Source organism: Siccirubricoccus sp. G192 (assembly GCF_019084075.1).
Taxonomy (GTDB): domain Bacteria; phylum Pseudomonadota; class Alphaproteobacteria; order Acetobacterales; family Acetobacteraceae; genus G192.
This window is the reverse complement of record NZ_JAHREN010000001.1, coordinates 180,948-204,686: the sequence shown is the minus strand read 5'-3', so window position 1 is coordinate 204,686 and position 23,739 is coordinate 180,948. Positions and strand designations below refer to the sequence as shown.

Genomic DNA, 23,739 nt, shown 5'->3' with positions numbered 1-23,739 from the left:
GGGCGGGGAACAGGTCGGGCCGAAGGTGGAAGGAGATCAGAGGTGTTCGGACGGCTGGCGCGAGACATTGACCCGAGATGGTCAGCCCAGGCTGCCGACACGATCTATGTCTCGGAGCCGACCCGACCACCCCAAGTCATTTCGCGTCCAGCCTCTAACATACAGCACTACCGACCCATGCTGAATTATTGTCGCCCGAGTAAGCGAATACCATCGTTGGTGGCCACAATTGCGCGCTCGGCTAATCCGAGGAACAGCCCAGTCTCGACGACCCCAACTACGGCGTGCAATTGGCAATCAAGTGCGGCGGCATCGTCGATCAGACCCAGGCTGCAGTCCGCGATGTGGTTTCCGCCGTCCGTTACGAATGGAGCTCCGTCCGGAGCGCGTCGCAGCACCGGCCGCATGCCCAGTCCTTCGAGGCGAGCGAGTGTCGCCTGCCAGCCAAAGGTGACGATCTCGACCGGGACGGCTCCGCGCCCAAGGCGGGTTACGAGCTTGGATTCGTCCGCCACGACCAGCATGCGCCGGCTCGCGGCCGCGACGATCTTCTCCCGCAGCAATGCCCCGCCCCGTCCCTTGATCAGCGCGAGCGAGGACGGCTCGACCTCGTCCGCACCATCAATCGCCAGGTCCAGTTGCGCATGAGCGGCGAAGTTGGTCAGCGGCACGCCGAGCCGGCGGGCGAGGGCCGCGGTCCGCTCGGAGGTGGGTATGCCCGAGATCCGTAGTCCGTCCGCGACCCGCGCGGCCAGCGCGTGCACGGCCAGTTCCGCCGTGGAGCCGCTGCCGAGTCCAAGCACCATGCCGTCCTCGACCGCCGCCATCGCCGCCTCGGCCGCGCGCTGCTTCAGTCCATCCTGGTTGGTCATGCCCCTGCCCGTTGGCGCCACCGAGCCGAGCGCCCGGAGCATGGCCTCCACGATCTCCCGCGGTCGGTGCTCGACGGAAACGGTGATGGGCCGCTCGTCGGCGCCCGGCTCCTCGAGAGCGGCGAACTGGCTCTGCATCAGGCTCGCCGGCATGAAGTGGCCGTGACGCGCCGCCTGCCGGCGCGCGATCAGGGTCCTGTCGCCCTTCAGGTAGACCAGTCGTACATCGGGCCGGCCGCCGCGCAGCACATCCCGATAGGTCCGCCGCAGCGCCGAGCAGGCGACTACGCCGTGTTCGCCCGCGGCGCGGCGGTCATCGATCCAGGCGACGATGGCCCGCAGCCAGGGCCAGCGGTCCTCGTCGGTCAGCGGGATGCCGGCGTGCATCTTCTCGATGTTGGCCGGCGGGTGGAACTCGTCGCCGTCCGCGAACGGCCAGCCCAACCGTCCCGCGAGCAGGGTACCGATGGTCGTCTTGCCCGAGCCTGACACCCCCATGACGACGACGACCGAGATCCGGTGCCCATCCATGCCGCTCATACCCCCATGGCCGCCTGATCGGCGAAGACCGTAATGGTGCCCTTCGGCCGCACCGCGGCGGCCGGCAGGGCGGCGTCGCCATTGAGCAGCCGCCGTAGGATGGCCTGCTTCTCTGCGCCGCTCACTAGGAACGCCACCGCGTCGCTGTCGTCGAGCGCGGGGTAGGTGAGGGTGATCCGCGGCTCCGGCTTGGCGCCGAGCACGGCCACGACCCAGGCCCGGCGCTCCGCCAGCGCCGGCGTGCCCGGGAACAGCGACGCGGTGTGCCCATCCGGCCCGAGGCCGAGCAGTTGCACGTCGAACAGCGGCTCCCCCGGCCGCTGCGCCGCGAAGGCGCGGAGCTTCGTCTCGTAGCGCCGGGCGACCTCCTCGGGCGTGCCGTCCACCGGCACGGGATGCACGTTCCCGGGTGGGATCGGGACCTGCGCGATCATCGCCTCCCGTGCCATACGCTGGTTGCTGTCCGGATGGTCCGGCTGGACAAAGCGCTCGTCGCCCCAGAACAGGTGCATGCGCCCCCAGGGCACCCGGCCCCGCCAGGGCAGCGCGGCCAGCCGCCGGTAGAGCCGCTTCGGCGTGGAACCTCCCGAGAGGGCCAGCGAGAAACCGCCCCGCTTCGCGGTTGCCCGTTCGACCAGCCAGGCGGCAACACGCTCGGCGAGGGCTTCCGGGTCGGCCAGAACCTCGACTATCGGAGTCATGCCCGGTCGCTCCCACCGCGCAGCGCGGCGATGGCGGCTGCGTAGTCGGCCGCGTGAAACACCGCCGTGCCGGTCACGAGGATCTCCGCCCCGGCGGCGATCGCCGCCCCGGTATTGGCCAGGCTGATCCCGCCATCGACCGCGATCCGGGGACAGTGGCCGAGTGCAGCGCCCATGGCGCACAGCCGGCCGATCTTCGGCAGTACCTCCGGCAGGAAGGTCCGGCCTCCGGCGCCCGGATTGACGGTCATCACCAGCACCACGCCGCATAGCGGCAGCACCCATTCCGCGGCCTCGGGCGGCGTCGCGGGGTCGAGGACCACGCCGGCCTCGAGGCCCAGCGCGCGGGCCTGCAGGAGGGTGGCGTGCAGATGCGTGGTGGAGGCCGCCTCGACCTGCACCAGGACCCGGTCGGCGCCGGCGCGGGCGAAGCTGTCCAGGTGCCGTTCGGGTTCGGCGATCATCAGATGCGCCTCGACCGGCTTGCGGGTCGCGGCCCGCACCGCCCGGATGACCGGCGTTCCGAAGCTGATCTCAGGGACGAAGCGGCCGTCCATGACGTCCACATGGATCAGGTCGGCCCCGGCCCGGTCGGCCGCCCGCACCTCCTCCGCCAGCCGGCCGAAATCGGCGGCGAGGATCGAGGCCGCGACCTGCGTCATGGCGGCGGCCCGTCCAGGAAGAGGCGCTCGACCGCGCGGGCGAAGCCCTCGTCGTCGTAGGAGGCGGTGGTGGCGTCAGCCTGGGCCTGGACCTCGGGGCTGGCATTGCCCATGGCGATGGCGAAACCGCTGCGGCGGAACATCAGCACGTCGTTGGGCTGGTCGCCGATGGTGGCGACCTCGCCCTGCGCGATGCCAAGGTGGTGGGCGAACCAGTCGACCACGTCGCCCTTGTTCGCCTGCGGGTGGGTCACGTCGAGATAGTAGGGCTGCGACCGCGCCGCCGAGGCGGTCCCGCCGAGCGCCTCCTGCGCCGTACGCTCGCAGCGTGCGACCAGATCGAGGTCATCGCTGACCCCGACCAGCTTCACCGCACGGTCGAGCAGAGGGTCGAGTTCTGCCACGACCCTGGGCGGGAACTTCACCGTCCACTGCTCCCGCGCCACATGCGGCGCCTTGAGATCGCGCAGCAGCCAGTCGGCCCCGGCATAAACCCAGAGATCAAGGCCGTGGCCGCGGATGATCGAGGCCGCACGCCGTGCCGCTTCCGGCTGGAGGGTGCGGCCCTCGATCACCGACAGGTCCGGCCGCACATACTGCCCACCATTGAACCCGGCGATGGGCAGATCGAGCCCCAGCGGCTCGACCAGCATCGCCATTCCCTGCGGCGGCCGGCCCGAGGTGATGGCGAAGCGCACACTGCGCCTCCGCAGCGCCCTGGCGGCCCGGGCCGCACGCTCGGTCAGCACCTTGTCACGGGTGACCAGGGTGCCATCCACATCGGCGAGCAGCAGCGACAGCCGGGCCGGGCGTGGTCGGGTCATGCCGCACCGGGCGCCGGCGGATGCAGGGCCGGGGTCATGTGAGCTTCAGCCAATGCCGGCCATCCCGCGCCAGCAGCGCTTCGGCACCGGCAGGGCCATCGCTGCCGGCGGCGTAATGCTCGACCTCGGCCGGCGATTCGAGCATCGGCTGCACGGCGGCCCAGCTGGCCTCCACATTCTCCGCGCGCTTGAACAGCGTCGCGTCGCCGATCAGCACGTCGTAAAGGAGGGTCTCGTAGCCGGTGCTCGGCCCGGCCTTGAACCAGTCCGTGTAGCGGAAGTCCATCCTGACATCGGCAAGGCGCAGCGTCGGACCGGGCTGCTTCGCGCTGAGGGAAAGCGAGATGCCCTCGTTCGGCTGGATGTGCAGCACCATGAGGTTTGGCGTTGTGCACTCCACCGGCGTGGCACGGAACATGGTATAGGGCGCCGGCTTGAACTGGATCGCGACCTCGGTGCGCCGCACCGCCAGCCGCTTGCCGGTGCGGACATAGAAAGGCACGCCGGCCCAGCGCCAATTGTCGATGTGCAGCTTCATCGCGATGTAGGTCTCGGTCCCGCTGTCGGGTGCCACATTCGGCTCCTGGCGGTAGCCGGGGACCGCTGTGCCGCGCACCCTGCCGGCATCGTACTGGCCGCGCACCACGTCGCGCGCCAGCTCCTCCGGGCCAGGCGACCAGATCGCCTGCACGACCTTCGTCTTCTCCGCCCGCACCGCATCGGCGCCGAAGTCGTTCGGCGGCTCCATCGCGGTCATGGTGAGGAGCTGCATCATATGGTTCGGCACCATGTCGCGCAGTGCGCCGGCGGTCTCGTAGAAGCGCCCGCGGCCCTCGACACCGACCGTCTCGGCCGCGGTGATCTGCACGTGGTCGATGTGGTCGCGGCACCACAGCGGCTCGAAGATGCCGTTGGCGAAGCGCAGGGCCAGGATGTTCTGGACCGTCTCCTTCCCCAGGTAGTGATCGATCCGGAACACCTGGCGCTCATCCACCAGGCCGAGGATGCGCGCGTTCAGCGCGCGGGCGGAGGCGAGATCGGTGCCGAAGGGCTTCTCGATGACGGCGCGGCGGAAATCGCCCTGCTCCTCGTGCATCAATCCGGCCTTTGCCAGATGCTCGACGATCGGACCGAAGAAGCGCGGCGCGGTGGCGAGATAGAAGACGCAGTTGCCATGGCCCCCCGCCTGCTTCGCCGCAGCGAGGCGCTCACCCAGGCGGCGGTAGGTGGCGGCATCCTCGAAGTCGCCGGTGAGGTAGAAGAGCCGGTCGCGCAGCCAGCCCCAGGCGTGGCTATCGATCGAATCGGCGGAGAATTCGCCGCTCCTGTCGGTGGCATAGCCTTGCACGGCCTCGGTCAACCCCTGCCGGTAGGCTTCGTCGCTCCGCTCGTTGTGATCCACGCCGATCACCGTGAAGCCGTCCACCAGAAGCCTGCCCAGGCTGAGATTGTAGAGGGCCGGCATCAACAGCCGCCTGGTCAGGTCGCCGCCGGCGCCGAAGATGACGAAGCTCGCAGGGGGTGCCGGGCTGGCGCGGGCCAGCAGCGCCGGATCCGGGCAGAGGCGCTCCCTCATGGCCTGTTCCCCCCCGTGCGGTGTCTCGACATGGCCGCCGAATTGGAAGCGCATGGCGCTCAGCAGCCTCTCGCCGAAGGTGTTGCCGCTGCGCGAGCGGAACCGGGCAAAGAGCGCGGCCGAGAGCACCGGCGCCGGCACAGCCTCCTCGATCGCCGCCTGGACGGTCCATCGGCCCTCGCCGCTGTCCTGCACCTCGCCGGTGAAGGTCGAAAGGTCGGGATTCTTCGCCAGGGCTGCGGCGGAGAGGTCGAGCAGCCAGGAGGAGACCACGCTGCCGCGGCGCCAGACCTCGGCGATGTCGGCGGCGTCGAGGGTGAAGCGCTCCTCCTCCGGCAGTGCCGCGGAGCTGCGGTTGCGCAGGATGTCGAAGCCCTCGGCATAGGCCTGCATAAGGCCGTACTCGATGCCGTTATGGACCATCTTCACGAAATGGCCGCTGCCGGCCGGGCCGCAATGCAGGTAGCCCTGCTCCACCCGCGAGGCGCGCCCCTCGCGCCCCGGCGTGCGCGGGATGTCGCCGAGCCCCGGCGCCAGGGCCGCGAAGATCGGATCGAGCCGCTCCACCGCAGCCTTGTCGCCGCCGATCATTAGGCAGTAGCCGCGCTCCAGGCCCCAGACGCCGCCGGAGGTGCCGGCATCCAGATAGTCTATGCCGCGCGCCGCCAACTCCCGCGCACGCCGGATGTCATCCTTGTAGAAGCTGTTGCCGCCGTCGATGATGGTGTCGCCGCGTTCGAGCAGTCCGGCCAGTTCGGCAACGGCCTCCTCCGTGATGCGGCCGGACGGTAGCATCACCCAGACGGCGCGCGGCGGCGCCAGCTGCCGGACCAGTTCGGTGGGGCTCCCTGCCGGTGCGGCGCCGGCCGTCGCCAGGCGCTGCACGGCCTCGGCGCTGCGGTCGAAGGTCACGCAGCGGTGGCCCGCCCGCATCAGGCGCAGGCCGATATTGCCGCCCATCCGACCGAGGCCGATAATCCCGATCTCCATCCCGCCGCTCCCTGCCCTTCTGCTCACGCCAGCGCCCGGGCGATCGACGCCTCGAGCCGGCGCAGGCCGGCCTCCATTTCCGTGCCGAGATGCACGCGGAGCACCCGCCGCCCGCGCTCCCGCAGCACCGCCAGATCACCCTGGGCCTGCGCTGCCTCGACGATGCCGAAACTGTACCTCTCGCCCGGCACCGGCAGGTCGCGGGCCGGCGCGGCGGTGACTTGTAGGAACACGCCGCTGTTCGGACCGCCCTTGTAGGCCTGGCCGGTCGAGTGCAGGAAGCGCGGTCCGAACTCGGCGGCAGTCGCCACCCGCTTCGCATCGCGCACCGCCATGCGCATCCGCTGCAGAGCCGCGCGGTGGGCCTCGCTCCGCTCGAGATAGGCGAGCAGGGCGAAATAGTCGCCCGCGCCGAGCCGGCCCAGATGCGCACGGATCGCCGCGTCGAGCCCGCCGGGCGCGACCTCGCCGAACAGGGCCAGCCCGTCCTCGGCCAGCGCCGGCACCTCCTCCGGCAGCATGCCTGAGGCCGCATAGGCATCGGTCAGCGCGCGCGTCTTGATCTTGCTCGCCTCGACATCGGGCTGGTCGAAGGGGTCGATGCCGAGGATGCTGCCGGCCACCGCGGTCGCCATCTCCCACAGGAAGAAGGCCTGTCCGAGCTGCCAGCGATCGGCCAGCGCGACGCGCGCGACCGGCTGGCCGGCCTGCGCCAGCGCCTCCATCGCCACATCCTGCCCGGCATCGAGGCGGAGATGGGCGAACAGGCGGTCCTGGCCGTAGGCTTCGGGCGCGCCGAGCGCCTCGCCATCCACCGGGACGAGGCCACGCCCGCCCTTGCCCGTGCTTTCCGCGATGAGCTGCTCCAGCCAGGCGCCGAGATCGGCGATGCCTGGGGAGGCGGTAATCGTCACCTTGTCCCGCCCGCCGCGGCCGAGCACACCGAGCACGGCGCCGAGCCTTACGCCGGGATTTTGGGCCGGCGGCACGCCCGCGCCGCAAGCCCGCACCATCAGCGCCGCGGCTTCGAGGAAGCGGCGCAGGTCGAGCCCCATTGCCGCCGCCGGCACCAGGCCGAAATTCGACAGCACGGAGTAGCGGCCGCCGATCGCGGGGTCCCCGAGGAAGATCCGGCGGAACCCGTCCCGCCCGGCCATCGATTGCAGCGTGGATCCAGGATCGGTAACCGCGACGAAGTGCCGGCCGACCCTCTCCGTCCCGACAGCCGCCTTTACCCGCTCCCAGAAATGGGCCTTGAGGATGTTGGGTTCGAGCGTGCTGCCCGACTTCGAGGCGATGATCACCAGGGTGCGCGCCAGGTCGCAGCGCGCCTCGAAGGCGGCGATCTGGGCAGGATCGGTGCTGTCGAGCACCAGGAGTTCGGGGAAGCCGTCCTGCCGGCCGAAGGTCTCGGCCAGCACCTCGGGCCCGAGGCTCGATCCCCCCATGCCGAGCAGCAGGATCCGGGTGAAGCCCTCGTCACGCACCTCCCGCTGGAAGGCCAGCAGCTCCCCGAGATGGGCGCTCCGGTCATCCACGATGCCGAGCCAGCCGAGCCATTTCGCCTCCTCGGTGCCCGTCCAGAGCTTGGCATCGCCGGCCCAGAGGCGGCGGATGCCGCCCCCTTCACGCCAGCGCTCCAGCTCGGCCTCGACCGCCTTGCCCTCCGCCTCCGGCAGCCTCACCTCCAGGCGGAGCAACCGGTCGCCCAGCATCGCCGCCCGCTTGGCCGCGACGGCGCCGAGCAACTGGTCGGTGGCGTCGGCGAATTTCCGCACGCCGTCGACGATGAGCCTCCCGGTGACGCCGTCGAGATCCAGGCCGAACCGCTCCGCCGCCGCCAGCACCTCCCTGGCCTCGTCCAGCCCTTCGGTCAGCGAGGCGCGGGGGTTGCCATGATCGCGGAAGGCATCGATGGTCGCCGGCGGTAGCGTGTCCACAGTGTCCGGCCCGATCAATTCCTCCGCATACATGACATCGCGATAGGCCTTGTCCTTCACGCTGGTGCTGGCCCAGAGCAGCCGCTGCGGCATGGCGCCCCGCAGCGCCCGCCAGCGCGGGCTCGCCAGCACCTCCTGGTAGTGGAGATAGGCCAGCTTGGCATTGGCGATGGCGACGCAGCCGCGCAGCCGGCGCAGCGCCGGCGCCTCGGGGTCGCCCGCGGCAACGCGGCGGTCGATCTCCTTGTCGATCTGCGTGTCGATGCGGCTGACGAAGAAGCTGGCGACGCTGGCGATGTGGCTGATGTCCTGGCCGCGCGCGGCGCGCTCCTCCAGCCCGGCAATGAAGGCGTCGGCCACCGCGGCATAGGCGCGGCGGGCAAAGAGCAGGGTGACGTTGACATTGATCCCCTCGGCGGTCAGCCGCCGGATGGCCGGCACGCCCGCCTCGGTCCCCGGAACCTTGATCATCAGGTTGGGCCGGCCCACGGCGGCCCAGAGCCGGCGTGCCTCGGCGATCGTCGCCTCGGTCCGCTGGGCCAGATAGGGCGAGACCTCGAGGCTGACATAGCCATCGGCGCGATGCGTCGCCTCGAAGACCGGGTGCAGCACGTCACAGGCCGCGCGGATGTCCTCGATCGCCAGATGCTCGTAGATTTCCACCACGCCGTGGTCGCCTTTGGCGGCCAGCCGGCGGAAGCCCTCGTCGTAATCGGTGCCCCCGACGATCGCCTTCTCGAAGATCGACGGGTTGGCGGTGACGCCCTTCAACCCGTCGGCCAGGACCAGCCGGTGGAGGGAACCGTCGGCGATGAAGCTGCGCCGGATGAAGTCCAGCCAGAGCGACTGGCCGAAGGTCTCGAGCCGGCGCAGGGGGTTGGTCGTTTGGGTGGGGCTCATGCGGATGCTCCTCCACGTGCTGCGCGGGTGCGGGCGGCTTGGCGGCGACCTTCCTCGGCGACTCTCTCCGGCGTGAACCCGAACCTGTCCTGCAGCGCCGCGAGCGGCGCCGAGGCACCGAAGCTGCGCATCCCGATGACGGTGCCGCCGGGCCCGACATAGCGGTCCCAGCCGAGGACGGCCGCCTGCTCGATGGCGACGCGGCCGGGGATGTCCGGCGGCAGCACCTCGGCGCGGTAGGCCTCCGGCTGTGCCTCGAACAGCTCCCAGGATGGCATGGAGACAATGCGCGCCCGGATGCCTTCGGCCGCGAGCCTGTCGCGCCCGGCGAGGGCGAGTCCGACCTCGCTGCCCGTGGCGACCAGGATCACCTCCGGCGCCTCCGCCTCCGCCAGCACGTAGGCGCCGCGCGCAAGGCCAGAGGCGGGGGCAAGCCGCATGCGGTCCAGGGTTGGCAGCGCCTGCCGGCTGAGGACGAGACAGGTCGGCCTGTCCTTCTGCGTCAGAGCCACCCGCCAAGCCTCCGCCACCTCGTTCGCATCGGCGGGGCGGATCACCAGCAGACCAGGGATAGCCCGCAGGCCGGCCAACTGCTCAATGGGCTGGTGCGTCGGCCCGTCCTCGCCCACGCCGATGCTGTCGTGGGTGAAAACGTAGACCACCGGCAGTTCCATGATGGCCGAGAGCCGGATTGGTGGCCGCATGTAGTCGCTGAAGATCAGGAAGCCGGCGGCGTAGGGGCGCAGATGCGCGAGCGCCAGCCCGTTGGCGATTGCGCCCATCGCGTGCTCGCGGATGCCGAAATGCAGGTTGCGGCCGCCATAGTCGCCGGCCTCGAAGTCGCCCGCACCGGCGAAGGTGAGGTTGGTCTTGGTCGAGGGCGCCAGGTCAGCGGCGCCGCCGATCAGCCAGGGCAGCCGCGGTGCGATCGCGTTCAGCACCTTCTGCGAGGAGTCACGGCTGGCCAGACCCTTCGGGTCGGCTGGAAAGACGGGGATGTCGGCATCCCAGTCTTCGGGCAACTCGCCCCGCTCCATCAGGTCCAGTTCGCGCGAGAGCGCCGGCTGCGCACCACGGTAGCGCTCCCGGAGCGCCTCGGACTCCGCGTAGAGGCGAGCGCCGCGCCGGCCCAACACCGCGGCGAAGTGCTCGCGCACCCCATCCGGCACCAGGAATTGCGCGTTCTCCGGCCAGCCATAAGCGCACTTGGTCAGCCGCACCTCCTTCTCGCCGAGCGGCTCGCCATGCGCCTCGCGCGTGCCTTGCCTGTGCGGCGCGCCGTAGCCGATGACGCTGCGCACGATGATCAGGGTCGGCCGGTCCGCGGCGATGCCGCGGAGCGCATCCTCCACGGCTGCCGTGTTGTTCGCATCCCCCACCCGACGCACCGCCCAGCCATACGCCTCGAAGCGACGGCCCACATCGTCGCTGAAGGCGAGGTCGGTCGAGCCCTCGATGGTGATGCGGTTGCTATCGTAGATCCAGGTCAGGTTCGACAACCGTAGATGGCCGGCGATCGAGGCCGCCTCGTTCGAAACCCCCTCCATCATGTCGCCGTCGCTGCACAGCGCCCAGACATGGTAATCGAGGATCGGGAAGCCCGGCTTGTTGTACCGCTCGGCCGTCCAGCGCTGCGCCATCGCCATGCCGACGCTGTTGGCGACCCCCCTGGCCGAGCGGGCCGGTGGTGCTTTCGACGCCCGTGGTCAGCCGGTATTCGGGATGGCCGGGAGTCCGGCTGCCGATCTGGCGAAACGCCTTGATGTCGTCGAGCGTGACGGCCTCGCCCTGCCCATCCGCGTCGCGCACGTCCGCGAGGTGCAGCAGGGCATAAAGCAGCATCGAGGCATGCCCGACCGAGAGCACGAAGCGGTCGCGATTGGGCCACAAAGGGTGAGCGGGATCGTATCGCAGCACTCTCTGCCACAGCGTATAGGCGACCGGTGCGAGCCCCATGGGCGTGCCGGGATGGCCGGACCTGGCTTTCTGCACCGCATCCATCGCCAAGGTGCGGATCGTGTCGATGCACAGTCGGTCGATAGGTCGGACGGCCTGCATGCCCGGCTCCTGATCATGTTCGACACTCATGGCACCTCCGCTGCTGAGGGCTGGGGGGGAAATTCGGCTATCTGCATCGCCATCAGGCAGCGCAGGATGTTACGGGCACCCTCCACGGCGCCAAGGGTAAGCAGCACGTTCGCGCTCTCGACGCGATCGAGCGCGAACAGCGTCAGGTTGCACAGGACCCGGTCATCGCCTGATCCTCATGTGTATTCGGCGTAGAAGTATTGCGGCAGCGGCTGCGTCCGATCAGCTACACCCTTGACTCCGGGCACCTGCTCGGCCAGCACGTGCAGGCCGCGCTGCGCTGCTTCGCTGGTCGAGAAGCCGTGGAACTCAACCACGCCATCCTTGACTTCGACCACCGTGTGAGAGGTGTCTGCCCAGGGCTCGCGCCGCATCTTAGCGACGACCGCACGCCGGATAAGCTCATCGGACACCTCGGTCGCCTCCGTCGTCGGCGCGACGAGTGCCCGGAGCAGGTCTGCACGGCTGACGAGGCCGCGGAGACGGCCGTCCTCCATCACCAGCACCCGGCGGATGCCGTACTGCTCCATCAAGGCCGCAACCTCGGCGACCGGGGTCTCCGGCGTGACGGTAACGACATTGGCCGTCATCACTTCGCGCGCCACGAAACCGTGCGTGCGCGAGTAGCGGTCGGCTGCTGCCACCGGATCCGCGACGAGGGTGGTGAACCAGGAGGGCGGCTTGTCGAGCCGGGATGCAATGCGACGGATCAGATCGGCCTCGCTGACAATGCCAAGTAGCGCACCATCGGCATCGACAACCGGCACGGCCGAGATGTGGCGATCGGCGAGCAGCCGCGCGATGGCCGCCACCGGGAGATCGGGCGGGATCATCTCCACATCGGGTGTCATCAAATCCCGCGCTTTCAGGCCGTCCATGGCTGTCCCTCCTCAGGTTGTTGGTGCTCCGCCCTGCGGCGTGCGGTAGCCCTTGATGGCGCATGCCGCGCCGCTGGCTGCGATGGCAGCCGGGATGAGCTGCTTGGCGGTGCCGTGTTCGGATCACTCTCCGGCAGGCCATGAGGCTGAGCAAATCGGTCCGGCCGATCATCACCCATCTCCCGCTCCTTCGGGCCGTGCCGCATCAAATATGAGCGTGTCGGGAAGTAGCCTCGCCGGCCCGCAGAAAACAGGCAATCCCGATTTATTGGTCTTTGATTGCAAATATTCTGCTATCTCAATCAGGACAGATACCTTCGTCGTTGGGTTCCCGTCACGGACATTGTCACGGGAACCGCCGCCGGCCGAAATGAGGCGACTGGCGAGGCATGGCGGATGAGCCAGACATTCGACCTGTGTCACTGCCACCGGTTCCCGGGCGAGATCATCAACCACGCGGCCTATGTAGCGCACATTCAGCTTCAGCTCCCGAGACGGCGAGCTGCTCCCGGCCGATCGAGGCACGATCGTCTCCCACGAGAATGTCCGGTGCTGGTGACGCCTTGCTGTTGTCCTGCAATGGCGGACCTCCTCATTGGCCGTGCCCGGGCGACAGGGCGCCGACGGTGGCGAGGCGGTCGGCGCCCCCGCGCTCTGCGCGCGTCCTCGGGACCGGAGCCCGCCGCACGGCCTGCGGCAGATGGGCGACGGAGAGGACCTGGACCTCCTCCGTGCGTCCATCGTTGTGGCGGACGACCGCCTTCGATCCAGCCATCAACCCGAGCACGGCGACGCCCAGCGGTGTCGCCACTGGGAGCGCCGATTTCGGGAAGGCGTGCTTCTCCTCCGTACCGACGAGGACACGCGCCTGCGCGGCGCGTCCGCCAAGGCTGAGCACCACGCGGGAGCTCAGCGTGGCAAGGCCGGAGATGATCGCGCCGGGAGGCAGGATCACGCAGCGTTCGAGCTTCTCAGCCAGGGCGCGGCCGATCGGGTCATCCGATTCCAGCCGCGACCGCGCGATCGCCTCCAGGGTCCACAAGTCGTCCGAAGCAACGAAGGGCGCGCCCGCTCTGGGGCCACGGCGTGCACGGGCAGCATCGACCACGAGCACCACTCCTCTCGTTCCTGGACGGGGGACGCGCGCCTTCGGGGAGGGCACGTCCTCGGTCCATCCGACAGTGGTTGTCCCCGAGCCCGAGGCTAAAGGCCTGCGAGCAGAGTACTCGGCCGCCCTACGCGGCGGGATGTCGCGCTGAGCAAAACCATGTTCTTCATCTTGGGCCTGGGCGCGTCGCTTTCAACGTGCTCGCGGTCCGGCCGCTGCGTGGCGCACGAACGCCGCAGGTAGTGCAGGGGCAGGGGCGCTCCGATGCTACACGCAGCGTCGGGTCCAAACCTCTACATGGTGGCTACATGGTGGCCACATGGCGGCGGGCGGCATTGCCAAGTTGGCGGTCTCTATCCAGAACGAAGTGGCTGGGCCAAGCTGGGTTGATGGCGCCCGAGTTCGCCACCTACCCCGGCTACCGCCTCCCCGCCGAGATCATCAGCCACGCCATATGGCTCTATCATGTCTTCAACCTGAGCCTGCAGGACGTCGAGCTGATCCTGGCCGAGCGCGGGATTACGGTCACGCACGAGAGCATCCGGCAGTGGGGCCTGAGGTTCGGGACCGACTCGCCCGAAAGCTGCGTCGGCGCCGGCCGAAGCCCGGCGACACTTGTCCCCTCGATGAGGTCTTCCTGCGGATCAGCGGTGTGCTGCACTACCTTTGGCATGCGGTGGGCCAGCACGGGGTTGTGCTCGACATCCTCTTGCAGGGCCGGCGGAACGTGACCGCGGCTACATGCTTCTTCAAGCGCCTGCTGGCCGGACTGAAGTACAAGCCGAAGTGCATCGTCACGGATGGCCTGCGCAGCTACGGCGCAGCGAAGCGCAAGTTCCTGCCCGATGTACGACATCGCAGCAGCCGCTACCTCAACAACCCGGTCGAAAACTCCCATCGGCCAACCCGGCGCCGGGAGCGCCAGATGCAGCGGTTCAAGTCACCCAGGCAAGCCCAGCGGTTCCTGTCGGCGCACAGCATGATCTACGGTCACTTCCACGATCTGCACGGTCGGGATGTTGTGAGCGCAGTTGACGCACTCGCGCTTGAACACAGCCTCGATCTTCGGATCGCCGTTGTACCCATCAGTCATTTCGATGAGCGCCTGGAGCCAGCGATGCGGCGTTTGCCTGCACGGCTCACTGTCTAGATCCATGCCAAGACGGCCGAAAATCTCGGCCATGTATCGCTCGAAACGCTCCTCGTCGGCTGAGTTGCTGCCGCCGCAGTCGGCGGTGATGACCAGCCACCGGGCCTCGGGGTAGCGGGTCTGGCCCAGCTGCTGCCACCAGCGCCGGATGCTCTCGACCGCGAAGGCCGCCGTGTCGGCATCCACGCCGCCTGCGTCATCTCCACCTCAGCCAGGACATTCCCTGCGGAGAGGGTCCGCCGGTAGACCGAGCCATCCCACCGGTCAACCTGATTGAGCGGACGGCGCCGGAGTGCCCACACCGTGAAATCCAGGCGGAATGGGGGCGTGACAGCAATGGTAAAGGAAGACCGCGCCAATCCGCACTCAGCGCATCGGCACGCCCTTCACACGAATTCCTGTGGCACGATAACATCGTTGATCGTGGATAACCCCGACTCGATCCCAGGGATCTTGATGAGATTCGGCCGATTGGCTGCGGCACCGTCGCGCCTCGGTGATCAATCCACCGGTGTTGCCGACCGGACGGGGTGATATTTCAGGGCTGACAAGCCCGTCCACCTCTTGGCTTCGTGCGGCAAGTGTCCAGGGCTTGCTGTCACCCAGTGCGCCCGCAGGTGCGTGTTCGATGTGCTCAGGGGCCATTTGCAACCTCCCGCGGCTGCTCGCGCAACCGATGGCCGCTGCCACGGTTGCGGGTTCGATCGAGGGGTATCTCAGCAGTCCCGCGAACTGCACAGACAGGCGAGATCAGCGGCTATGGGAGGAGCATGCCAGCGCAGGGCAATCGGATGAAGCACATCCTTTCCCACGGTCATTCCTTCGGCGAATGCCAAGCTGCGCCGGATGGGCCTGCCATCCCAGGCCGGCGGGGCCCACGCGCACTCCACCCTGTCGCTGGCGACCTTCGAGGAGGAGGAAGGGCAGAAGGCGTCGGCGACATGGGCCGCGTCGGGACGGCAGGGGCTGGTGGTGGCTGCGGCATCCCTGAAGAGGTGACCCGAGCCTCTGACCCCCAAATTTAGGCAGGATCCGTCCTTACGGGTGGGCGGACGAGGAGGTCAAGATGGCCCGACATGGCGTATCGCTCCGTCGGGAGTTCCTGGCAGGCTCCGCCACCCGACCCGTGATCGGCCGTGGCTCGCCAGGGACACCCAGTCCAAGGCGGAACTGCAGTCGAGCGTTCGCGCGGCCATCGGGCGGCGCAGCCTGTCGCCGGAGCGGATCGCCTCGCTCCGGCCGCACGCTCCGGGTACCCGTGGAAGGGCCGGCCTCCGTGCCGTCCATGCGGCAGCCGACGCCGAACCCTCAACCGGCACAAGGTGGAACCCCATTTCCAGCCGGAGCGTTCAAATGGCGGAAGCGGGAAAGATGGGCAAGAAATTCAACATCGGAGACCATGTGAGCTGGAATTCGGAGGCGGGCCAGGTCAGTGGGACGATCACGGCCATCCACATGAGAGATTTCAGCTACAAGGGCCATATGCGACACGCCACGGAGGACGATCCGCAATACGAGATCAAGAGCGACAAGACTGACCACATCGCGGCCCACAAAGGTGGTGCGCTGAAATCCTTGGCGGGCAAAAGGTAGCTTGGACCTTCCGTTTTTCACGGTCGGCCATTCCACCCACAGCAAGGAGGAGTTCGTCGGTCTGCTGCGAACCACTGACATCGGCATCGTGGCTGACATACGGAAGATGCCGAGGTCGCGCGCCAACCCGAAGTTCAACGAGGGCACGCTCGCCGAGGCCCTGGCTCTCTTCCAGATTGCCTACGAACACATCGCGGCCCTGGGCGGCCTGCGCGGGAGGGCGAAGGCTGCGCCTGTCGCGCTCAACGGCCTCTGGGAGAACCGGAGTTTCCCCAACTACGCCGATTACACGCTGACGGCGGACTTCCGCGTCGGCCTGGATCGCTTGGTCGAGGTGGGCCGCGCGCGGCACTGCGCCATGATGTGCTCGGAAGCCGTGTGGCGGCGCTGCCATCGCCGCATCGTCGCCGACTACCTCATCGCCCGCGGCGAGGCCGTCTTCCACCTCATGGGGCAAGGCCGCATCGAACCGGCCCGCCTTACGGCCGGAGCCATCATCAGTAAGCGCGGCGACGAGGCCCGTGTGGCTCGCGTTTGACGGTCAGCCGTTGTGGTTGGGCGCCCAGCACCACGGCATGAGCTCGTCGATGCGGCCGTTGGGCCAGCCGTTCACGAGGCGGGTCAGCACGTCAGTGAAGTAGCGCTGCGGGTCGACGCCGTTCAGCTTGCAGGTCTCGACCAGGGAGGCCACGGCCGCCCATCTTGCCCCGCCATCGTCGCCGGAGGCGAATAACGCGTTCTTTCGGCTGAGACAGATCGGCCGAATGGCGCGTTCCACGGTGTTGTTGTCGAGCTCGATCCTGCCGTCATCCAGGAACCGCACCAAGCCGTCGCGATGGTTCAGCGCGTAGCGGATGGCCCCCGCGGTGGGGCTGCCGCCGGGCAGGCGTGCCAGTTGCTCCGAGAGCCAGGCGAACAGCGCCTCGACGAGGGGACGGCTCTGTTCCTGCCGGCCCACTCGACGGAGGTCAGGTGGCTTGCCGCGCAGCTCCGTCTCGACCGCGTAGAGGGCAGCGATGCGCTTCAACGTCTCCTGGGCGATCGGCGCGGTCTTGCCCCTCGCCAGTTCGATGAATTCCCGCCGCACATGGCTCCAGCAGAATGCCAGCGTGATGCCGCCATCCGCCGCGGCCAGCGTTTTGTACGCACCGTAGCCGTCGCATTGTAGGATGCCCTGGTAGCCGGCCAGCAGTGCTTTTGCATGCTCGGCGCCGCGGCCCGGCGCGTAGTGGAACACCACCGCCGGCGGGTCCACTCCGCCCCAGGGCCGATCGTCGCGCGCGATCGCCCAGGCATAGCCCTTTTTCGTCTTGCCGCGTCCTGGGTCGAGGACCGGCATGGTGGTCTCGTCGGCGAACAGCCGCAACGAGCCGAGCAGGATCTCGCGCATCCGCCGGACCACGGGGACGATCTCCGTCGCACCCGTGCCGGCCCAGTCGGCGAGCACCTCGCGGCCGATCTCGATCCCCTGCCGCGCCAGGATCTGCGACTGGCGATAAAGCGGCAGGTGGTCGGCGTAGCGGGAGACCAGCACATGCGCGACCGTTGCCTCGGTCGGCATGCCCCCCTCAATCAGGCGGGCCGGCGCGGGCTCCTGCATGACCACGCCGGGGCAGGCGCGACACGCCAGCTTCGGCCGCTTCGTCACGACGACGCGGAACTGGGCGGGGATCACGTCCAGCCGCCTGGCGGTGTCGCTGCCGATCTCGACCAGCGGGCCCTGGCAGCAGGGGCAGGTCGTCGCCTCCGGCGCCAGCACCTGCTCGACCCGTGGCAGATGCGCCGGCAGGCCGCCGCGGCCCTCGCGGCGACGCTTGGTCTGGTTATCGCGCAGCGTCGGAGACCGCTTGCCCGCCTCGGCCGCGTTGCCAGCCAGCGTCGCCTCGATCTCCTCGAACGCGAACAGCAACTGCTCCTCCGGGAGACGCTCGGACTTCGTGCCGAACTGACGGCGCTTGAGCTTCAGCAGCAGGTGCTGCAGGCGCTCATTCTGGCTCGCCAGTGCATCACGCTCGGCGGTAATGCTCCCAAGCTCGGTGCTGAGCGTGTCGCACCTCGCCAGCGTCTCGATCAGCAGCGCGCGCAGCGTCGCAGCATCCTCCGGCAGGCTCGGCGTGTCGTCATCCGCGGCGCGCATCGTGCCGCCGATTCTATGCAGGGACGCTCGGCGTGGGAATCTCCCGCGTGGCCTGGACGCGTCGCCAATCAATGCCGTCGAACAGCGCGGCGAACTCCACCGGCGTCAGGCGGACCACGCCGTCCACGATCACCGGCCAGCGGAACGTGGAGGCCTCCAGTTGCTTCCAGACGAGGACCAGGCCGCTGCCGTCCCAAAGCAGGATCTTGATCCGGTCGGCGCGCCGCGACCGGAACACCAGCACCGCGCCCGTAAAGGGATCGGCGCCCAGCACCTCGACGGCGAGCGCGGCCAGGCTGTGCGCGCCCTTGCAGAAGTCGACCGGCTTGGTGGCCAGCAGGATCCGCGCCCCGGCGGGCGGCGCGATCATGCCGCTGACGCTCGAATGGCCCGCAACACCGCCGTCAGCAGGTCGACGTCAGTGCCGGGCGTGACGCGCAGAACCGCGCCGGCCACCCCCACCTCGATTGATGGTGGCGCAGGCAATGGCAGAGCCGCCTCGGGCGCACGCACCGGCGTCTCCGCCACGACCGGCACGAAGCTCAGCGGCGCCACCGCCGCGCGCCGCATCTCCCGACGCCACGTGAACACCTGCTGCGAACTGACCTGCCAGCGTCGCGCCACATCGGCCACCACCGTGCCCGGCCGCAGCGTCTCCGCCACGATCCGCGCCTTGTCGTCCTCAGACCACTTCCGCCGTCGGCCAGGCCCGGTCAGAACCTCTACACGCCGATAGCCGCCGTCCTTCGCGCCATCGTTAATGTCGACCATAATGTCGGCCCGAAGCTCCATGCTCCACGCCGAACCAGCACATCTACCCACCCCGCAGGAAGACGGGCCTCGACGCCGCGCTTACCATCATCAGGCCGGACGTAACGATTATCTATCCCGCGAGGATCGCTTCGGCATGAATGCCCGGTGCCGCCGCGGATGTGGTGGAATCGGGTGGCGGCGTGGCCTCCTCGTAGCGACGGGCCAGTCGCGGGCGAGAGATGGTTCGACCCGATCGAAGCGGGGCCCCCCGCGAGCGGATATGCGGCCTCGCCGGCGGGCCGCTGGAAGGGAAGCCGGCGGCGACGCTGACTGCCCCTCGGTGATGTCTGGGGCCGACCCACTCGGACCCCGTCCCACACACCATCACTCTGAGGGGCAGCCGCCCTTCCGCCTATCATCAGACGGCCGGCCCATTGCGGCATCTGAGCTAAAGGGAGTTGATTGCCAAGGGTCTGTTACAGGAAGAGGCTTCACGACCTGATAGCCGATCAGCCGCAGGAGGATCATCATCAGCGTCGGTTGCCATAATTCCAGCGCCCCGATGGGCAGAACCGTTTCTGCCATCTCCAGGCTCTGCTCGGCTATGATACGGACTGGTCAGCGCACCGGACCGCTGCCGTGACAGTCGCTCCGCAGCGGTGCCACCGCGAGGAATCCCAGCACCCCCATCACCAGTGCGAATGCAACGCCCCATTGGTAGCTGCCGGTCCGGTCGATGATCAGGCCAGCCACTAACGGACCGCACAGGGCTGAAATGCTGGAGGCGGTGAAGAACACGCCCAGTATCGCACCGAGGTTTCCAAGGCCGAAGAGCTCGATCAGCACCACGGGCGTCAGTGCAATCCGCAGCCCGTAGCCAAACCCGAGCGTCGCGGCGAACGCCACCAGCCAGCCGTAGCCGGTGAACGGCAGCCACAGCAGATAGCTTGCCGCCATCACCAGCACCGAGATTTTGTATAGCCGGACCAGACCAACCTTCCGGCTGATGAGGCCGATTCCACCTCGCCCCAGGATGCTCATGCCGCCGATGATGGAGATCAGCGCCGAGGCGGCGACCGGGCTGACGCCGGTGGCGTGGGCAAAAGGTGGCAGGAAGACCATCGACGCAACGAGGCCCGTCGTGGCCAGCACCCAGGAAGCGTAGAGCAGCGCAAACGGGCGCGACCGCACGACGCTCCGCAGCGTCGTTGTCTGGGCCGCCCGGGCAAGCGGCGGCTGGCGGGCAAGCCTGGCGCAGAGCAGGAGCAGCAGGAACGAGCCCGCGCCGAACAGCGCGTAGGCCATCCGCCAGCCATGCGCCTGGATCAGCACCGCAGCCGCGGGTGGAATCAGCAATGTCCCGCATCCGGTGCCTGCCGCAGCCAGGCCCAGGGCCGTCGTGCGGTGGCGGTCGAACCATCCGCCAACGAGCGCCAGTGTCGGGATATAGGCGCAGGAGGCCCCGATGCCGACGCCAACGCCATAGGTCAGATAGCCGATCCACATCCGCGGCGCCGCGGCCGTGAGTGCCAGCCCGGCTCCCATGATGACCGCGCCCGTCGCGATGATGCGCCGCGGGCCGACGCGGTCGCTCAACCGACCGGTGACCGAGCCAAAGGAATAGAACAGCATGCCGGTGACCGCGAAGAAGACAGAGGTCGCGGTGCGGCTGGCGTGGAACTCCGCCTCCATCGGAGAGAAGAATACGCCGAAGCTGTACATCACCCCGAAGGCCACGAAACCGGCAATGAAGGCGGACAGAGTGGCGAGCCAGCCCGCGAGGGAATCTGGCGCATCAGCAGCGGCGTGGCCTTGCGTCATCCTGAAGGTGCGTTCCGCGTTGGCTGGATGGGCCAGTTTAAGGAGGGCACTGCCCGATCGGTACCCCAATTCTTTCGCCGACTTATCCAACGCGCCGGCGCGCGTGTCCGTCTCCGTCCGCATCAGCAGCGCCGGTGCGCCATCACTCACCGAGCAGGGCGCAGGTACCGCCTCCGTGCCCTGTCCGCACTGCGGTCCGTATCTCGATGGCATCTTGCACCGCGGGCTCAGCCAGCGATGGACCTGCCTCGGCGTGCCATCCCCATGGCCCGGACCAGGTCATCCACGGAGCGGGTCGAGATGCCCTGGACATAGGCTTCCTGGATCACCGCGGTCAGCGCCTTCTCGGCGGTCCGCCGGGGCTCCAGGAAGCCTGGGAAGTAGGAGCCGCGCCGGAGCTTCGGGATCCGCAGTTCAACGGTGCCGGCGCGGGTCTGCCAGTCGCGCTCGCGGTAGCCGTTGCGTTGGTTCACCCGCTCGGCGCTGCGTTCGCCATGGCCGGCGCCGCACACCCCGTCGGTCTCCAGTTCCATCAGGCGCTGCGCGGCGAAGCCGATCCTCTCGCGGAGGAAGGTGGCATCAGAGCCCTTCTCCAAGAGCTCACGAAGGGCAATCCTGTCGTCGGTCATCGTGGTTTTCCAAGGTGGGGGTTGTTGGCCTCGACAACCCAACCCTACCCAGGACCATCACCATGGCCGCCACCGTTACGATGGCGGCCTCCTACACCACGCCCAGGGGCACGATCGCCGCCATCGCCGCCCGGCCAAGCGGCGCGCCATTAACCCTCCTGCGGCTCTGCCGCCAACTTACCTTCGCCGGCTCCCTCGGCCGCCGGCCCCTGCCACGCCACCGCCGCCGCGTCCCGCTCGGGCGGCAGCGCCGCCTCGATGGTGCAAACGACGCCATTGGGCCTGAATCCCATTGCGACCCGGCCCCGCAGGTCATGTGCCAGGCTCCGCTCGATCAGGCGCGAGCCGAAGCCGCGGCGGGTCGGCGGCGCGACATGCGGCCCACCGGATTCCGTCCAGCGCAGCCACAGCAGCCGGCCAGGACGGAGCGCCCACTCCACTGTGACGCGGCCCGCCGGGACGGAGAGCGCGCCGTATTTCGCTGCATTGGTCGCAAGCTCGTGGAAGGCGAGCGTCAGCGCGAGCACAGCGCGCGGCGGCAGCCAGATCGGCGGCCCCTCGCGAAGCACGCGGCCCGGCTCGGCCGGGCGGAGCGGGGCCAGCGCGGCATCGAACAACTCAGCCAGCGACGCGCCTTCCCAGCTCTCGCGCGTCAGCACGTCGTGCGCCGCCGAGAGCGCCAGCAGCCGCGCCTGCAGCCGCGCCTTCGCCGTCTCGAGATCCGGCGCGGCGCCCAACGTCTGCGCCGCAATCGCCTGCACCGCCGCCAGGCTGTTCTTCACCCGGTGGTTCAACTCGTTGAGCAGCAGGTGCTGGCGCTCGTCCTGAAGCCGCAGCGCTTGGACCGCCGCGGCATGGCTGGTGATGTCGAGCGCCGCGACCGTGATGCCGACCACCGCCGCGCCGGGCCCGCCGCCGTCGCGTAGCGGCTCGGCGGTGACGTCGTAGTGGCTCACCCGGCCGTCCCGCCCGGTCCAGGTGAGGTCGCGTCGGATCCCGGCCCCGGTCTCCAGCACCTCCCGCTTCAGCGCGATCAGCGCGGCGACCTCCTCGGGCCGTGCCCCCGTGGCGATCTCGCCGTCGCGCCGGCCGAGGACCGCCTCGGGCGTCGCGTCGCGGTGCGGATTGGCGATCCAGGTGTAGCGCAGCTCGCGGTCACAGGTGTAGGCGGTGACCGGTGCGCTGAGCAGCGCGACGCGGAAGCGCTGGTCGGTGAGATGCAGCGCCGCCGCCGCGCGCGCGCGCGCGGCCTCGCGCGCGTGAAGCTCGCGCGCGGCGGCGGCGAGCACGACGCCGACCTGGTTCGTCTCGCGCAGCGGCGTCGCCAGCGCCGGGACCGGCTCGTCGCGCCCCAGCGCCGCCGCAGCCGCCGAAAGCGCCCGCGCCGACCGGGTGATCCGCTCGCCGACCGCGAAGGCGCCGAGCAGGGCGAGCGCTACCGCGCCGGCGCCGATCGCCCCCAGGAACCACAGGGCGCGGCGCAGCGGCGCCGTGACCAGCGCCATCGGCACGACGACGCCGGTCCGCCAGCCCGACACATCGGACCATTGATAGGCGAGCATGGACGGCACGCCGGCCCGGTCGAGGCCGATCACCCGCCCGCCGGGATGTGGCATTTCAAGAGGAACATCGCGCACCGTCTTACCGACAAAGCTTTCCGGATCCCGCGTGCGCGCGACGAAGATGCCGCGCCGGTCCACCACCGCAGCGGTCGCGCCAGGATCGAGGGTGATGAACTCGTCGAGGATGCGTTGGATCCGCGCCAGAGGCATCGAGAGGCTGAGGAAATACGGCGCGCTACCCAGGCCATTGCCGACCCGCACCGGCAGGATCACGGCGAACTGGAGCGTCGGGTCCACGATCCCCCGGAACACGTCGGTCACCACGGGCCGCCCGGTGCGCGCCACCTCGGCATCCGCGGCGGCGAGGGTGATGCTGCGGGGCAGCGGGTCGCCCCAGCGGACGTTGCTGTTCAGCACGTAGCGGCCGGCCCGATCGCGCAGCGCCACCACACCGCCGACGACGCGCGCGGTCGCCGCCGCGCGCTGGTGGAAGGCGGCGAGGTCGCCCTCGGCCAGCGCCTCGGATTCCGCCAGGACGCGCGCCGTGGCGAAGATGTCGACGAAGCCGCGGTCGAGGATGGCCGAGGCCTCCCGCACCACGTCCGAAGCATGGGTCTCGATGCGATTGCGCTCGGATTCCGCGAAACGCCAGATGACAAGGGCGGCGAAGGCGAGCACGGGCAGCAGCAGGGCGGTGAGCAGGAGCAGCAGATGGGCGCGGATCGAGAGCGGTCTCCCCCACCGGGATCGCGGTGCCGCTGCCATCACCGTCCACGCATCCGCATGAAAGGAGCCTCTGCAGTACTTCTTTAGACTATGGGAGGTAGCCGCCGCGATGGCAACTACCGGCAGGCCGGTCGGTGGTTGCCGTCCGGACCGGAGGTGGCCCGATGGCGCGGCGGCCCTCCACCATCGCCTGTGCGACGCATCGGCGTTTTCCTTTTCCTCTAGCCTGAAAATTCGGTTGTGCAGCCGCACGGCATTGCTGCTGGCGTCGGGACCGGTTGTTGGCTGC

17 protein-coding genes and 4 pseudogenes are annotated in these 23,739 nt (G+C 69.1%); 3 read left to right on the top strand and 18 right to left on the bottom strand.

Annotated features, from left to right (window positions below; genetic code table 11):
- Positions 1-185 precede the first annotated feature (185 nt).
- The 10 genes and pseudogenes from rpiA to KSF81_RS00905 all read right to left on the bottom strand — a co-directional run bounded on the left by rpiA (position 186) and on the right by KSF81_RS00905 (position 13,088).
- The gene (gene rpiA / locus KSF81_RS28780; protein ID WP_254453299.1) at positions 186-1,412 is read right to left on the bottom strand and encodes a ribose-5-phosphate isomerase RpiA; all 1,227 of its coding nucleotides are present in this window, start codon (positions 1,410-1,412) and stop codon (positions 186-188) included.
- Positions 1,409-2,113, bottom strand: a complete 705-nt coding sequence (gene pgl, locus KSF81_RS00945) for a 6-phosphogluconolactonase (protein WP_217377337.1) — start codon at positions 2,111-2,113, stop codon at positions 1,409-1,411. The genes rpiA and pgl overlap by 4 nt, the downstream gene beginning before the upstream one ends.
- Positions 2,110-2,775, bottom strand: a complete 666-nt coding sequence (gene rpe / locus KSF81_RS00940) for a ribulose-phosphate 3-epimerase (RefSeq protein ID WP_217377336.1) — start codon at positions 2,773-2,775, stop codon at positions 2,110-2,112. The genes pgl and rpe overlap by 4 nt, the downstream gene beginning before the upstream one ends.
- Positions 2,772-3,599, bottom strand: a complete 828-nt coding sequence (locus KSF81_RS00935; RefSeq protein ID WP_217377335.1) for a Cof-type HAD-IIB family hydrolase — start codon at positions 3,597-3,599, stop codon at positions 2,772-2,774. Before KSF81_RS00935 ends, rpe begins: the two co-directional genes overlap by 4 nt.
- Before the next feature lie 34 nt (positions 3,600-3,633).
- Positions 3,634-5,175 carry a glucose-6-phosphate dehydrogenase gene (zwf, locus tag KSF81_RS00930; RefSeq protein ID WP_217381511.1) on the bottom strand — a complete coding sequence of 514 codons (1,542 nt, stop codon included), beginning with the start codon at positions 5,173-5,175 and terminating at the stop codon, positions 3,634-3,636.
- 24 nt (positions 5,176-5,199) lie between these two features.
- Positions 5,200-6,165, bottom strand: a pseudogene (gnd, locus tag KSF81_RS00925) (phosphogluconate dehydrogenase (NAD(+)-dependent, decarboxylating)); the annotation flags it as partial.
- 23 nt (positions 6,166-6,188) lie between these two features.
- Positions 6,189-9,005 (bottom strand): bifunctional transaldolase/phosoglucose isomerase, encoded by a 2,817-nt coding sequence (locus KSF81_RS00920; protein ID WP_217377334.1) that lies wholly within the window; start codon positions 9,003-9,005, stop codon positions 6,189-6,191.
- Positions 9,002-11,093 (bottom strand): annotated as a pseudogene (gene tkt, locus KSF81_RS00915) (transketolase). Before tkt ends, KSF81_RS00920 begins: the two are co-directional and overlap by 4 nt.
- Positions 11,094-11,269: 176 nt before the next feature.
- Positions 11,270-11,971, bottom strand: coding sequence for a CBS domain-containing protein (locus KSF81_RS00910; protein ID WP_254453298.1), 702 nt, complete (start codon positions 11,969-11,971; stop codon positions 11,270-11,272).
- Positions 11,972-12,563: 592 nt separating this feature from the next.
- Complete coding sequence (locus KSF81_RS00905; RefSeq protein ID WP_217377333.1) at positions 12,564-13,088, bottom strand: hypothetical protein; 525 nt, start codon at positions 13,086-13,088, stop codon at positions 12,564-12,566.
- A gap of 310 nt (positions 13,089-13,398) precedes the next feature.
- On the opposite strand from KSF81_RS00905, the gene KSF81_RS31770 reads away from it, so the two are divergent.
- Entirely contained in the window at positions 13,399-14,229 is an 831-nt protein-coding gene (locus KSF81_RS31770; protein WP_375293295.1) for an IS6 family transposase, read from the top strand.
- A gap of 12 nt (positions 14,230-14,241) precedes the next feature.
- Here KSF81_RS31770 and KSF81_RS31765 read toward each other — a convergent pair.
- Positions 14,242-14,418, bottom strand: a pseudogene (locus tag KSF81_RS31765) (ISAzo13-like element transposase-related protein); the annotation flags it as partial.
- A gap of 1,182 nt (positions 14,419-15,600) precedes the next feature.
- On the opposite strand from KSF81_RS31765, the gene KSF81_RS00890 reads away from it, so the two are divergent.
- On the top strand, positions 15,601-15,822 hold the full coding sequence (locus KSF81_RS00890) for a DUF2945 domain-containing protein (protein ID WP_217377331.1): 222 nt from the start codon (positions 15,601-15,603) through the stop codon (positions 15,820-15,822).
- 1 nt (position 15,823) lies between these two features.
- Positions 15,824-16,360 (top strand): DUF488 family protein, encoded by a 537-nt coding sequence (locus tag KSF81_RS00885; RefSeq protein ID WP_217377330.1) that lies wholly within the window; start codon positions 15,824-15,826, stop codon positions 16,358-16,360.
- A 3-nt stretch (positions 16,361-16,363) separates the two neighbouring features.
- On the opposite strand, the gene tnpC is transcribed toward KSF81_RS00885, so the two are convergent.
- The 7 genes and pseudogenes from tnpC to KSF81_RS28775 all read right to left on the bottom strand — a co-directional run bounded on the left by tnpC (position 16,364) and on the right by KSF81_RS28775 (position 23,489).
- Positions 16,364-17,959 (bottom strand): IS66 family transposase, encoded by a 1,596-nt coding sequence (gene tnpC / locus KSF81_RS00880; protein ID WP_217377329.1) that lies wholly within the window; start codon positions 17,957-17,959, stop codon positions 16,364-16,366.
- A 13-nt stretch (positions 17,960-17,972) separates the two neighbouring features.
- The gene (gene tnpB / locus KSF81_RS00875) at positions 17,973-18,329 is read right to left on the bottom strand and encodes an IS66 family insertion sequence element accessory protein TnpB (protein ID WP_217377328.1); all 357 of its coding nucleotides are present in this window, start codon (positions 18,327-18,329) and stop codon (positions 17,973-17,975) included.
- Complete coding sequence (tnpA, locus tag KSF81_RS00870; protein WP_217377327.1) at positions 18,326-18,751, bottom strand: IS66-like element accessory protein TnpA; 426 nt, start codon at positions 18,749-18,751, stop codon at positions 18,326-18,328. Before tnpA ends, tnpB begins: the two co-directional genes overlap by 4 nt.
- A 345-nt stretch (positions 18,752-19,096) precedes the next feature.
- Positions 19,097-19,297, bottom strand: coding sequence for a hypothetical protein (locus KSF81_RS00865; RefSeq protein ID WP_217377326.1), 201 nt, complete (start codon positions 19,295-19,297; stop codon positions 19,097-19,099).
- A 33-nt stretch (positions 19,298-19,330) separates the two neighbouring features.
- Positions 19,331-20,656, bottom strand: a complete 1,326-nt coding sequence (locus KSF81_RS00860; protein WP_217377325.1) for an MFS transporter — start codon at positions 20,654-20,656, stop codon at positions 19,331-19,333.
- Positions 20,657-20,793: 137 nt separating this feature from the next.
- Positions 20,794-21,162, bottom strand: a pseudogene (locus KSF81_RS00855) (transposase); the annotation flags it as partial.
- A gap of 149 nt (positions 21,163-21,311) precedes the next feature.
- Positions 21,312-23,489: a sensor histidine kinase gene (locus KSF81_RS28775; RefSeq protein WP_254453297.1), complete on the bottom strand. Its 2,178-nt coding sequence runs from the start codon at positions 23,487-23,489 to the stop codon at positions 21,312-21,314.
- Positions 23,490-23,739 lie beyond the last annotated feature (250 nt).